The 12349-nt window shown below is 71.5% G+C and carries 10 protein-coding genes and 2 tRNA genes; 7 read left to right on the forward strand and 5 right to left on the reverse strand.

The annotated features are described in order from the left end of the window. Positions 1 to 71 precede the first annotated feature (71 nt). Positions 72 to 3083 carry a UPF0182 family protein gene (locus tag ACIBJE_RS13660; protein ID WP_396747815.1) on the forward strand — a complete coding sequence of 1004 codons (3012 nt, stop codon included), beginning with the start codon at positions 72 to 74 and terminating at the stop codon, positions 3081 to 3083. Between the two features lie 136 nt (positions 3084 to 3219). On the opposite strand, the gene ACIBJE_RS13665 is transcribed toward ACIBJE_RS13660, so the two are convergent. Then, a complete protein-coding gene (locus ACIBJE_RS13665) occupies positions 3220 to 3597 on the reverse strand; it encodes a hypothetical protein (protein ID WP_396747817.1) in 378 nt (125 codons plus the stop codon). A 537-nt stretch (positions 3598 to 4134) separates the two neighbouring features. Between ACIBJE_RS13665 and ACIBJE_RS13670 the strand changes: the two genes are divergently transcribed. The 3 genes from ACIBJE_RS13670 to ACIBJE_RS13680 all read left to right on the forward strand — a co-directional run bounded on the left by ACIBJE_RS13670 (position 4135) and on the right by ACIBJE_RS13680 (position 4991). Continuing rightward, positions 4135 to 4211, forward strand: a tRNA-Met gene (locus tag ACIBJE_RS13670). A gap of 216 nt (positions 4212 to 4427) precedes the next feature. Next, positions 4428 to 4504, forward strand: a tRNA-Met gene (locus ACIBJE_RS13675). 238 nt (positions 4505 to 4742) lie between these two features. After that, positions 4743 to 4991, forward strand: a complete 249-nt coding sequence (locus tag ACIBJE_RS13680; RefSeq protein WP_396747820.1) for a hypothetical protein — start codon at positions 4743 to 4745, stop codon at positions 4989 to 4991. Between the two features lie 63 nt (positions 4992 to 5054). Here the strand turns inward: ACIBJE_RS13680 and ACIBJE_RS13685 are convergent, their stop codons facing one another. Continuing rightward, entirely contained in the window at positions 5055 to 6389 is a 1335-nt protein-coding gene (locus ACIBJE_RS13685) for an ABC transporter substrate-binding protein (RefSeq protein WP_396747821.1), read from the reverse strand. Between the two features lie 191 nt (positions 6390 to 6580). Here ACIBJE_RS13685 and ACIBJE_RS13690 point away from each other — a divergent pair, with 191 nt between their 5' ends. Beyond that, entirely contained in the window at positions 6581 to 7414 is an 834-nt protein-coding gene (locus ACIBJE_RS13690; RefSeq protein ID WP_396747824.1) for a phosphoribosylaminoimidazolesuccinocarboxamide synthase, read from the forward strand. 34 nt (positions 7415 to 7448) lie between these two features. On the opposite strand, the gene glpK is transcribed toward ACIBJE_RS13690, so the two are convergent. After that, positions 7449 to 8921, reverse strand: a complete 1473-nt coding sequence (glpK, locus tag ACIBJE_RS13695; RefSeq protein WP_396747826.1) for a glycerol kinase GlpK — start codon at positions 8919 to 8921, stop codon at positions 7449 to 7451. Positions 8922 to 8954: 33 nt separating this feature from the next. Next, positions 8955 to 9416, reverse strand: a complete 462-nt coding sequence (locus tag ACIBJE_RS13700) for an ATP-binding protein (RefSeq protein WP_396747829.1) — start codon at positions 9414 to 9416, stop codon at positions 8955 to 8957. Positions 9417 to 9536: 120 nt separating this feature from the next. Between ACIBJE_RS13700 and macS the strand changes: the two genes are divergently transcribed. Both macS and ACIBJE_RS13710 read left to right on the forward strand, forming a co-directional pair. Continuing rightward, a complete protein-coding gene (gene macS, locus ACIBJE_RS13705; RefSeq protein ID WP_396747832.1) occupies positions 9537 to 10850 on the forward strand; it encodes a MacS family sensor histidine kinase in 1314 nt (437 codons plus the stop codon). A gap of 172 nt (positions 10851 to 11022) precedes the next feature. Beyond that, on the forward strand, positions 11023 to 11688 hold the full coding sequence (locus tag ACIBJE_RS13710) for a response regulator (RefSeq protein WP_396747834.1): 666 nt from the start codon (positions 11023 to 11025) through the stop codon (positions 11686 to 11688). 56 nt (positions 11689 to 11744) lie between these two features. Here ACIBJE_RS13710 and ACIBJE_RS13715 read toward each other — a convergent pair whose 3' ends face one another. Continuing rightward, entirely contained in the window at positions 11745 to 12317 is a 573-nt protein-coding gene (locus ACIBJE_RS13715; RefSeq protein ID WP_396747837.1) for a DUF5709 domain-containing protein, read from the reverse strand. Positions 12318 to 12349 lie beyond the last annotated feature (32 nt).

Below are 12349 nucleotides of genomic sequence, written 5' to 3' on the forward strand. Positions count from 1 at the left end.
AGTGTCCAGGAACACCACGTACTCTTGTGGCCTGGTCGGATCCGGTCACAACGAGCGTGCGGAGCCAAACAGTGGTCATGCGTAGTGCCCCCCTACCCAGGATGAGCCGACGCGGGCGCGTCACGATCGGTGTCCTGATCGGGGTGTTCGTACTCTTCACCCTGCTCGGCTGGGGTGTCCAGGCGTGGACGGACTGGCTCTGGTTCGACGAGGTCGACTACACCCAGGTCTTCACCGGCGTGCTGCTCACCCGGCTGTTGCTCTTCCTGGCCGTCGGTCTGGGCATGGCGGCGCTGGTCGGCGGCAACCTGTGGCTGGCCCACCGGCTGCGCCCCAGGCTGCGCCCGCACTCGCCGGAGCAGGCCACCCTGGAGCGGTACCGGATGCTCCTCGGACCACGGATCGGCACCTGGATCCTGCTCGCCAGTGCCGTGGTGGCGCTCTTCGCCGGGCTCTCGGCGCAGAGCCGGTGGAGCCAGTGGCTGCTCTTCCGTAACGGCGGGGACTTCGGCGTCAAGGATCCCGAGTTCGGGGTCGACGTCGGTTTCTACGTCTTCCAACTGCCGTTCCTGCGTTACCTGCTCGGGGTGGGCTTCACCGCCGTGGTGCTGGCGGTGATCGGTGCGCTGGCCGTGCACTACGTCTTCGGTGGGGTGCGCCTCCAGGGCGTCGGCGACCGGATGACCAACGCCGCGCGGGCCCACCTGACCACCCTGGTCGCGGTCTTCGTCCTGCTCAAGGCGGTCGCGTACGTGCTGGACCGGCGGGCGATGCTGCTGGAGTACAACGACAGCGCCAAGCTCTACGGCGCCGGGTACGCCGACGTGAACGCGCTGCTGCCGGCGAAGGAGATCCTCGCCTACATCTCGATCGTGGTGGCCATCGCGATCATCATCTTCTCCAACGCGGTGATGCGGAACCTGGTCTGGCCGGGTATCTCGTTGGCTCTCCTCGGCATCTCCGCGGTGGCGATCGGCGGCATCTACCCCTGGGCGGTGCAGACCTTCGAGGTCAAGCCGAGCGCCCGGGACAAGGAGGCCCCGTACATCCAGCGCAGCATCGACGCGACCCGGGCGGCGTTCGACCTGACCGACACGAAGACCACGCCGTACGGGGCGAACAACCTGACGCCACCGGCGTCTCTCGCCACCGACAAGTCCGTGGTGCCGAACGCCCGGCTGCTCGACCCGCAGTTGGTCTCCCAGACGTACACCCAGTTGCAGCAGGTCCGGGGCTTCTACGACTTCGGTCCCAAGCTCGACATCGACCGGTACACGGTCAACGGCCAGACCCGGGACTACGTGGTCGGCATCCGCGAGATCAACTACGGCGAGCTGACCGACCAGCAGAGCAACTGGATCAACCGGCACACCGTCTACACCCACGGGTTCGGGCTGGTCGGGGCCCCGGCCAACCAGGTGGTCTGCGGCGGGCAGCCGTTCTTCGTCTCGGGCTTCCTCGGCGAGCGGGAGCAGGAGCAGGAGCGTTGTTCCGCGCAGACCGACCAGATCCCGACCGAGCAGCCCCGGATCTACTACGGCGAGCGGATGACCGCCGACGACTACGCGATCGTCGGACAGACCGACGAGGACCGTAACGCCGAGTTCGACCGGCCCACCCCCACCGCCGGCGGCGAGCAGTACTACACCTACACCGGTGCGGGCGGGGTGGAGATCGGTTCGTTCACCCGCCGGCTGCTCTACGCGATCAAGGAGCAGGAGTCGAACTTCCTCCTCTCCGAGGCGGTCAACGACAACTCCAAGCTGCTCTACGTCCGTAACCCCCGGGACCGGGTGGAGAAGGTCGCGCCGTTCCTCACCATCGACGGCGACCCCTACCCGGCGGTGGTCGACGGGCGGATCCAGTGGATCATCGACGCCTACACCACGTCGGCCACCTACCCGTACGCCGAGCGGGTCAACCTCCAGCAGGAGACCACCGACGAGCTGACCGGGCGGGGCACGTTCCAGCTCGCCCGGGAGAACGTCAACTACATCCGCAACTCGGTGAAGGCGACCGTCGACGCGTACGACGGCACCGTCCGGCTCTACGAGTTCGACGACGCCGACCCGGTCCTGAAGGCGTGGAACAAGGCGTTCGGCGGCGACCTGGTGACGCCGAAGGCGGAGATCCCGGCCGAGTTGGCGGCGCACTTCCGCTACCCGGCTGACATGTTCAAGGTGCAGCGCAACCTGCTGACCCGGTTCCACGTCACCAACCCGGGCGACTTCTACTCCGGCCAGGACTTCTGGCAGGTGCCGAACGTGCCGGACGCGCCGGACAGCGACCAGAAGCAGCCGCCGTACTACCTCTACACCCAGTTGCCCGCGCAGGACGCGCCACGGTTCCAGCTCACCTCGGCGGTCACCCCGAACGGCCGGCAGAACCTCGCCGCGCTGATCTCCGGGTCGTACGTGGACGGCGAGCCGCGGCTGGAGGTGCTGGAGCTGCCGGACCAGACAGCCGTCTCCGGGCCGGTGCAGGTGCACCAGCGCATGACCAACTCCGTCGACACCATCCGGCAGCAGCTCAACCTGCTCTCCTCCAACCAGGCCCAGGTGCAGTACGGCAATCTGCTCTCGCTGCCGTTCGAGAACGGCATGCTCTACGTCGAGCCGGTCTACGTGAAGAGCAACCAGCAGGACGCGTACCCGCTGTTGCAGAAGGTGCTCCTCTCCTACGGCGACGGCGGCTCGTACGTGGTGCTCGCCAACAACGTGGAGGAGGGCATCAAGCAGCTCGTCGAGCAGGGCAAGCAGGCCGCTGCCGGCAACCCGCCACCGGCCGGGGAGGGCCAGACCCCGCCACCGTCCGGGGGCGAGACCCCGCCCCCGCCGGCGACGGGGACCCCGCCGACGACCGGTGAGTTGGCCGAGGCCGCCAAGCGGGTGCAGGACGCCATCGCGGAGGTCAAGGCCGCGCAGACCTCCGGCGACTTCGAGCGGTACGGTCGGGCGCTCAAGAACCTGGACAGCGCGATGACGGCGTTCCAGCAGGCGCAGCAAAGGGCAACGACGACCGGCGCCCCGACCACGCCGCCGAGCAGTCCTGCCCCTTCGGCCACGGCGAGCCCCAGCGGTTAGGGGCGTTCCAGCAGTTGGCAACGACAGAGTGGCCGGTCCGACATCGGACCGGCCACTCTGCTGTCAGTCGGGGCGAAGCTGCGGAACTGGTAGGGATCCGCTGCTCGACGTCATGTGCGACGCCCGCAAGATCTCATCAGCACCAGGGTGCCTTCGTGGCGTACAGCACCACCTGGGGGATGGGGTACTCGTTCCCCAGGTTCCAGGACTCCCCGTCGCAGAAGGCCCAGTTCGCGCCGGTGTTTCCGTAGTACACGATGCCCGACCAGCCGCCAGCGGTGAACCGCGTGGCGGGAAGGTTGTTGGTGTAGGTGCCCGAGCAGTTCAACGAAATGGATTCGACGGAGTAGAAATACCCCTTGAAGTAGGTCGACTGGCAGCCGAGCGTCCCGACCGGAGTCGCCCATTCAGGGTTGTTCGCCAGCATCTCCGCTCGCTGTGCGATCAGCGCAGGCACCCGTCCGGTCTCCGTGTCCGGCCCGGCGGCGACCGCCGGGCTTGCGGAGAATGCCATGGTCAGCGCCGCCAGGAGAGCTACGAGAGCCCTCGCCGGCGATCTGCGATTGCCAACCTGCGTTTTCAATGGATCCCCTTCCCCGTGTTTTTCGGGCACCCAGGCCCAGAATTCAGCAGGTCGATGATTTGGCGAGGTTGTCAGAATCCAGAATCTGCGCCTGTGGGTGCCCCTCTTTCGCCATCATCAACCTAAATTGAAGCTAGTAGATGTAACTTTGAGTGTCAACACCATCATGGTGAGTAATTGGGTCCGCTCCGCTGGCGGGCCGCGCAGCCGACCAGGCTGACGGGAGTGCCTGACGAGGCGGCGCCGGTAGAGCGTCACGGGCTACCGGGCGGGTTGGGTCGGAGACCTGCCGCCCACGGCGCGGCAGGTGGTTCGGGGCGTTCGCAAGTAGTTGCTCCCGGCCGCATTGTGAACCGGTCGCAGTTTGCGAGGCGGCTGCGGCGGGCTGCCGTGAGAGGGCTCGGAGTGGGTGGGAACTGACACCGCTTTGCGCGCCCTGGCTTCGGTGCGCTAGGGTTAACGTACCGACGCGGGGTGGAGCAGCTCGGTAGCTCGCTGGGCTCATAACCCAGAGGTCGCAGGTTCAAATCCTGTCCCCGCTACCACGACGAACGACCCTCCGGTGAATTCACCGGAGGGTCGTTCGCTTATTGGCGCGCCGGGCGGTTCGGCCTCCGTGCGGATGTCCGGCGGCCGTGCCGCCGCGCGGTGCGAAGGCGATCCCGGCGGCGCCGGTAAGGACGGGTGCGGCACCGGTTGGAACGGTCTCCGACCCCCCGCCCGATACCCGGCTCGAGGATGCGCTAGGGTTAACGTACCGACGCGGGGTGGAGCAGCTCGGTAGCTCGCTGGGCTCATAACCCAGAGGTCGCAGGTTCAAATCCTGTCCCCGCTACCACAAGGAGAAGGCCCCCGGACACAGTCCGGGGGCCTTCTCCGTAGAACGAAGTTGTGCGACCCGGACGGCAACCGGCTACGTATCGGCCTCGTGGGGAAGTGGGGGCCTGCCCGGGACGGTGTGCGTCGACCTCTGCCGGCCGGGGACCGGGGCGCCTACCGCGTCCCGGCCGCTGCTGACGCAGCACCGGAAAGATGATCGGGGTGCCGTTCTTGCCCACCTCGGCGAGGATGGGGTCATGTCTTCCTGGAACAGATGGTGGGGCCGGCTGGGAGCCGTCCTCGGTACGGTGGTGCTCTCCGTGTTCGTGCCGGTCGCCGCGTGGGCGTCCACCGGCCCTGGCGAGCTGGTCGTGGAGGCCGCGCGGCGGCGTCGCGGCGGTGGGTTCGGTCTGATCGGCCTGCTCTGCTGCCTCGTGGTGGTGGCGGTGGTCGTGCTGCTGCTGATCCGGATGACACGCGGACGGCGCGGTCCCGGCCCCCGCTGAACCGAGTCGGGCGGGCCGTGCGTCGGCCCGCCCGCTGGCCGTGGACACCGCCGGTCCGGCGGGTCAGGCGGCCAACGCGGCGGCGGCCTGTGCCATGAACCGCCAGGCGGCGGCACGAATCGTCGACCGACCGGACTGCACCGACTCGGCGGTGGTGATCAGTAGGTCGCGGATCCGGGCGTGCCCGGTGGGCGGGGGCGGGGGCGCGGTGCCGAACGTGTCGGCCACGCTGAGCTCGAAGGTCGCCGAGGCCCGGACGGAGGCGTCCCGGATGGTCGGCTCCACGAACTTACGGATGTTGAGGTGCGGACTCAGGCCCCGTTCGTAGCCGAGCAGCCGGCCGGCGTCCACGTTCGTGGTCAGGAAGTTGATCACGTCGGCGACCACGTCGGGGCGGCGGGTGCCCCGGAACCCGGCCCAGTACATCGACGCCCGCGCCCACTGGGCGGCCGCCGGGCCGGGACAGCTGACGATGCCCAACTCGTCCCGGCTGTGACGCTGGAGTTCGACCAGCTGGTTCGACCAGGCGAACGAGGCGGCGGTGTGCCCGGTGACCACGAGCTGGCGGGCCGGTTCGCCGCCGTTCGCCTGCTGCACCAGCGCCGCGCTCGGGGTGGCCCCGGCCGTTCGGGCCCGCTGCCACAGCTCGAACCAGTCGATCAACTCGGGAGAGTCGAACCCGAGCTTGCGCCCCTGGTAGAACTCCTTGCCCCGGGATCTCAGCCAGAGCCAGAGCGCCCGGTGGTCACCGGAGGGATCCATGGTGCCGGCTACCCGGCCCTCGCTGGCCCTGGTCACCCGGGCCGCCCAGGTGAGGTAGTCCGGGTAGCTCATCCCGCTGTGCGGGGCGGGCTGGCGCAGCCGGCGCAGCAGATCCCGGTTGAAGACCAGCCCGGCCGAGTTCTGTGCGGCGGCCACCGCCATGGTGTGCCCCGCGACCTGGCCGTACCGGACGAGCCCGTCGGGCAGGCCGCTCAGGTCGAGCCGATGGTCGGCGGCGTATCCGGTGAGGTCCAGCAGGATGTCGCGACGGGCGTACTCGGTGAGGAAGGTGTCGTCGATCTGGAACAGGTCCGGGACGTTGCCCCCCACCGCCTGGGTGGCGAGCCGCTGGTAGTAGCCGTCGAGGCCCTGCCAGGTGACCCGGAAGGTCACCTGGGGGTTCCGGTCGGAGTAGAGCCGTAGCGCCTGTTCGGTCAGCTGTGCGCGGCGTGCGCTGCCCCACCAGAACACCGACAGCTCGACCGGACCGCTCTCGACCAGGGCCGCCGGTTCGCTCCGGCAGCCGGTCAGCCCACCCGCCGCGACGACCGGCAGGCCGAACAGGCCGGCGAGCATCCGCCGTCGCCCCGGGTCGGCGCCGGTGCGGCGGGCGGTCGGGTACGGGACTGCGGACACGGTCGACTCCTGGGACGCCGGATGGATTCGGATCATTGACCCAGGTGATGCGGGAAGGTGTCAACGTCCGGCGGGACGGGACCGCCGGCCCGGAAAGCCAGGGTGTCGGGCCCGGTCTCCCGGGTGACCGGTGCCTGTGGTGCGGCGGACGGAGGAAAGGGCACGTGGCGCCGCGTGGTCTACTAGGCCGCGTGGAACTACTGCACTCCGGCAAGGTACGGGACGTCTACGCGGACGGGGACGACCTCGTCCTGGTCGCCTCGGACCGGATCTCCGTCTACGACGTGGTGCTGCCGACCCCCATCCCGGACAAGGGGCGGCTGCTCACCGCGCTCTCGGTCTGGTGGTTCGGGCAGCTCGCGGACATCGTCCCGAACCACGTCGTCTCCACCACCGACGTGCCGGCCGAGTTCGCCGGTCGGGCGATCCGCTGCCGCCGGCTGGAGATGGTGCCGGTCGAGTGCGTCGCCCGGGGTTACCTGACCGGGGGCGGCCTGAAGGAGTACGAGCGCACCGGCGCGGTCTCCGGGGTCGAGCTGCCCCGAGGGCTGGTGGAGGCGTCGATCCTGCCCGAGCCGATCTTCACGCCGTCGACCAAGGCGCCGATGGGGGAGCACGACGAGCCGATCACCTACGAGCAGGTGGCGGCGAAGGTCGGCCAGGAGACCGCCGAGCGGTTGCGGCAGATCACCATCGACGTCTACCGCCGGGGCGCGGAGATCGCCGCCGACCGGGGCATCCTGGTCGCCGACACCAAGATCGAGTTGGGCTGGGCCCCCGACGGCACCCTCGTCCTCGCCGACGAGGTGCTCACCTCCGACTCGTCGCGGTTCTGGCCGGCCGAGTCGTACCAGCCGGGCCGGCCCCAGTTCTCCTACGACAAGCAGTACGTCCGGGACTGGGCGGCCGGCAGCGGCTGGGACAAGCAGGCCCCAGCCCCCGAGGTGCCGGCCGAGGTGGTCGAGGCGACCCGGGCCCGCTACGTCGACGTCTACGAGAAGCTGACCGGCGACCGCTGGGCCTGACCGGCCCGGCGGTTCGCCCCCCGGGGCGGGACGCTCAGTCGACCCAGTCGAGGGTGCGCCGCACCGCCTTGTGCCAGTTGCGCAGCTCCCGCTCGCGGTGGTCCGCGTCCATGTCGGGCGTCCACTGCGCGTCGGACCGCCACTGCCCGCGCAGGGTGGACAGGTCCGGCCAGAAGCCGACCGCCAGGCCGGCCGCGTACGCGGCGCCGAGGCAGGTGGTCTCGGTGATCCGGGAGCGCACCACCGGCACGTCGAGCACGTCGGCGAGGAACTGCATGAGCAGCGCGTTTCCGGTCATCCCGCCGTCCACCCGCAGCCGGCGCAACGCCACGTCGGAGTCGGCGTTCATCGCGTCCACCACGTCCCGGGTCTGCCAGGCGGAGGCCTCCAGCACCGCCCGGGCCAGGTGCCCCTTGGTGATGTAGCCGGTCAGCCCGGCGACGACGCCCCGGGCGTCGCTGCGCCAGTACGGGGCGAACAGCCCGGAGAAGGCCGGGACGACGTAACAGCCCCCGTTGTCGTCGACGGTGCGGGCCAACTCCTCCACCTCGGGGGCGGTGGAGATCAGCCCGAGGTTGTCCCGGAGCCACTGCACCAGTGACCCGGTGACCGCGATCGCCCCCTCCAGCGCGTATGCCGCCGGCTGGTCGCCGATCCGGTAGGCGACCGTGGTGAGGAGTCCGTGGGTCGACGGGACCAGACTCGCCCCGGTGTTGAGCAGCAGGAAGCTGCCCGTGCCGTAGGTGCACTTGGCCTCGCCCGGCTGGAAGCAGGTCTGCCCGAACAGGGCGGCCTGCTGGTCGCCGAGTGCGCTGGCCACCGGCACCCCGGCGAGCACGCCGGACGCGGTGCCGTAGACCTCGGCGGAGGAGCGGATCTCGGGCAGCATCCCGGCCGGCACGCCCAGCGCGTCGAGCAGTTCCGGATCCCAGTCCAGGGTGCGCAGGTCCATCAGCAGGGTCCGGCTGGCGTTGGTCACGTCGGTGACGTGCCGGCCGGTGAGCTTCCAGATCAGCCAGCTGTCCATCGTGCCGAAGAGCACCTCGCCGGCCTCGGCGCGCTCCCGCAGCCCGTCGACGTGGTCGAGCAGCCAGCGCAGCTTCGGCCCGGCGAAGTAGGTGGCCAGCGGCAGGCCGGTACGGGAGCGGAACAGATCCTCGTCCAGTTCCCGCAGGCTCGGCTCGGTGCGGGTGTCCTGCCAGACGATCGCGTTGGCGACCGGACGACCGGTGGCGCGGTCCCAGACGAGGGTGGTCTCCCGCTGGTTGGTGATGCCGACCGCGGCGAGCGCCTCCGGGCCGAGTCCCGCGCTCGCCAGCGCCTCCCGGACCACCCGTTCCACGTTGGCCCAGATCTCCTCGGCGTCGTGCTCCACCCAGCCGGGGCGGGGGAAGACCTGCCGGTGCTCGTGCTGGGCGACGGCGACGATCTCCCCGGCGCGGTCGAAGACGATGCAGCGGGAGGAGGTGGTGCCCTGATCGATGGCGGCGACGTGTTCCGGGCTCACCCGGAGCACCGTACCCGGGCCGGGCCGCCCGCGTCAGTCCCCGTGGCCGGTGGTCTGCGGGGCCTGGAGGGCGGTGCTGATCCGCACGGTGGTGCCGGCCGAGCCGGTCTTCACCTGCATGGTGTCGCTGAGTTCCCGGGCCAGCCAGAGCCCCCAGCCCCCGGCGGTGTCCGGGGCCGGTCGCCGCCGGTCGTGCAGGCGCTGGGTGCTGATCCCCTGACCGTGGTCGGAGACCTCGCAGAGCACGCTCTCCGCTTCCCGCCACAGCCGCAGCCAGCCCCGGCCGCCGCCGTGTCGGACGGCGTTGGTGATCAGCTCGTTGACCGCCAGCACGAAGTCGTCCAGGCGTTGACCGGAGAGCCCGGTGGCATGCGCGCAGGAGGTGACGGAGTGTCGCAGCTCCGTCACCTGAGCCTGGTCGAAGGCTTCGGCGATCAGCAGGGAACGTTCGATGGGCACCACCGTACGCGGTGTGGGGCGTTCGGCGTTCGTCATGGCCCGTACCACCGCTGAGGTCTCGAGGTTTTTCGTGGCATTTCCACCCTACGTCAGGGTATGCCGTGGGGCTCGTCACCAACCCGCCGGCCCCTGCGTCGATGTGGCATTCTGCTGCCCATGCCGACCCCGTCCGGCGGGCTGGAGGTGCCGCTCTGGCGAGCCATCGCCGTCTACCGCGTCGCCGCCCTGGGGTACGCCTGCGTGGTCGTCCTGCGTGACCTCGACCGGTACACCCATCCGCTGGCCGCCTGGCCGGTGCTGGCGGCGATGGCCGGGTGGACGGCGTTCACCGCGTACGCGTACGCCCGGCCGGCCCGGCGGGGCTGGCCGCTGCTCGCGGCGGACCTCGGCGTCGTCCTCGGCATCCTGCTGCTCAGCCCCGGGGTGGTCGGACGCGCGGCGCTCGCCGCCGGGGTGCCCGCCCTCGCCGTGGCCTGGCTCGGCGGCCCGGTGCTGGCCTGGGCGGTCTCCGGCGGCCGGCGGCGGGGAGCGGCGGCCGCGCTGGTGCTCGGCACCGGTGACCTCGTGGTCCGGGGCTGGCTCACCCCGTCGGCACTGAACGGCGCGGTCCTGCTGCTGCTGGCCGGCGTGGTGGTCGGGCACGTGGCCCGGCTGGCGGTGACCGCCGGACAACGGTTGCAGCGGGCGGTCGAACTGGAGGCGGCGACCCGGGAACGGGAGCGGCTCGCCCGGGACATCCACGACTCGGTGCTCCAGGTGCTGGCGCTGGTGCAGCGGCGCGGCGTGCACCTCGACGGCGAGGCCGGCGAACTGGCCCGGCTCGCCGGTGAACAGGAGGCGGCCCTGCGTGCCCTGATCGCCACCGGTCCGCCAGCTCACCGGCTGCCGTCCGGGCCGGCGGCTTCCGGCTCGCCGTCTGGACCGGCCGGTCCCGGCTCGGCGTCCGGACCGGCGGCTCCCGGCTCGCCGTCGGTCTCCGGGCCGTCGCTGGTGGCCGCGTCGCGGTCCGGACCGGTCGGCTGGCCGGTGGACCTGACACCCGGGTGGGCGGGTGCCGGGCCGCCGGGCAGCACCCCGGCGGCGGACGGGACGCGCGACCTGCGGGACCTGCTCCGCCGGTTCGCCGGGCCGGCGGTGTCGGTGGCCGCCCCCGCCACGACCGTGCCGCTGCCGGAGCACGCGGCGAAGGAGATGGCCGCCGCCGTGGCGGCGGCCCTGGACAACGTCGCCCGGCACGCGGACGGCCGGGCCTGGGTGCTTCTGGAGGACGAGGGGACGCTGGTGCGGGTCTCGGTCCGCGACGCCGGTCCGGGCATCCCGCCCGGCCGGCTGGACGAGGCCGCCGCGCAGGGGCGCCTCGGGGTGGCCCAGTCCATCCGGGGACGCCTGGCCGACCTCGGCGGCAGCACCACGATCACCGCCGTCCCCGGCGAGGGCACCGAGATCGAGTTGGTGCTGCCCCGCTCGTGAGCCACCTGCGGGCCCGACACCGGAGGGTCCGGCCGTGGACCGGTGCCGGAGGTCTGTCCGGTGGGCGGGCGAGGTCCGCCGTGGGGCCTGCGTGGGACGGCCCGTCCGGTCGGCCCGGAAGCGGACCCGCCCGGACGGGCCGTCGTACCCGACGGCGGCCTAGGGTGTCGGGATGGGCGAGGTCGAGGCGGTCCGGGTGATGGTGGTCGACGACCACCCGATGTGGCGGGACGGGGTGGCGCGGGACCTCACCGAGGCTGGTCACCTCGTGGTCGCCACCACCGGCGAGGGCCGCCAGGCGGTCCGGATCGCCCCCGCCGCCCGACCCGACGTCGTCGTCCTCGACCTGCACCTGCCCGACGCGGGCGGGGTCGAGGTGATCCGCGGCCTGCGGGCGGCGCTGCCCGAGGTGCGGGTGCTGATGCTCTCCGCCAGCGGCGAGGAGCAGGACGTGCTGGAGGCGGTGAAGGCCGGCGCCACCGGTTACCTGCTCAAGTCGGCCGCGGCGGCCGAGTTCCTGGACGCCGTTCGGCGCACCGCGCGTGGGGAGGCCGTCTTCACCCCGGGCCTCGCCGGCCTGGTCCTCGGCGAGTACCGCCGGCTGGCCGCCCGGCCGGGGACCCCGACCGGCGACGACGGGGCACCCCGGCTCACCGAACGGGAGACCGAGGTGCTGCGTCTGGTGGCCAAGGGGCTGTCGTACAAGCAGATCGCCGCGCGGCTGGGCCTGTCGCACCGTACGGTGCAGAACCACGTGCAGAACACGCTGGGCAAGCTGCACCTGCACAATCGGGTCGAGTTGACCCGTTACGCCATCTCCCAGGGTCTCGACGACTAACCCCGACAGCCCGTCGTGGCGCATGTCGTGAGGGCCAGAGGGCAGAGCGGTGGCGGTCAGTGCGCCTCGGGCGGGCGGGTCTCGTGGATGGCCAGCTCCTCGGCGGTCGCGCCGCCCCCGGCCGCCCCGGCGTCGTACGCGACGGAGTCGGTCTCGGTGTCGCTCCGCGCTCCCTCGTCGGGCTCGACCAGCCGTCCGACCTGGGCGTCGGCGACCCCGCCGAGCTGCCCGTGGTCGTAGAGGGAGACCGGGGAGTGCGGGTCGGAGGTGGGACCGGGATTCAGCACGTCGGCGTCGAGCTGGGCCTGCGCGGCGGCCTCCTCGCTGTCCGCCTCGGCCGCGATGTCCGGGTCGACCGGACCGGCGAGCGGATCGTCGGCCGGACGCTCGTACCGCTCGCGGCCGAGCTTGTAGTCCAGTGACTCGCCGTCGCGCTGCTCCTCGGCGGTGGCTCCGAACCGGTCCACGGCCACCGGCGTACGGTCACCGGGCAGCTGCGCCGGATCCGGACCGTCCGCCTCGCGACCGGTCTCGACGTCGTCGTTGGCGGTGGAGTCGTCGTCGGCGGTGTCGGGCAGGCCCTCCGCCTCGGGGTCGGACACGGGGGTCGGGTACTCGTCGTCGCGCATGGCTGATCCCTACCCGTTGCCCACCCGGGGTA

The organism is Micromonospora sp. NPDC050187 (assembly GCF_044459745.1).
Taxonomy (GTDB): Bacteria; Actinomycetota; Actinomycetes; order Mycobacteriales; family Micromonosporaceae; genus Micromonospora.

What these genes read in the sequence shown, in the direction of transcription:
- ACIBJE_RS13665 (WP_396747817.1), bottom strand. Translation starts at nt 3,597, where the DNA reads ATGGCATTCTCCGCAAGCCCGGCGGTCGCCGCCGGGCCGGACACGGAG.
- ACIBJE_RS13680 (WP_396747820.1), top strand. Translation starts at nt 4,743, where the DNA reads ATGTCTTCCTGGAACAGATGGTGGGGCCGGCTGGGAGCCGTCCTCGGT.
- ACIBJE_RS13700 (WP_396747829.1), bottom strand. Translation starts at nt 9,416, where the DNA reads ATGACGAACGCCGAACGCCCCACACCGCGTACGGTGGTGCCCATCGAA.
- macS (WP_396747832.1), top strand. Translation starts at nt 9,537, where the DNA reads ATGCCGACCCCGTCCGGCGGGCTGGAGGTGCCGCTCTGGCGAGCCATC.
- ACIBJE_RS13710 (WP_396747834.1), top strand. Translation starts at nt 11,023, where the DNA reads ATGGGCGAGGTCGAGGCGGTCCGGGTGATGGTGGTCGACGACCACCCG.
- ACIBJE_RS13715 (WP_396747837.1), bottom strand. Translation starts at nt 12,317, where the DNA reads ATGCGCGACGACGAGTACCCGACCCCCGTGTCCGACCCCGAGGCGGAG.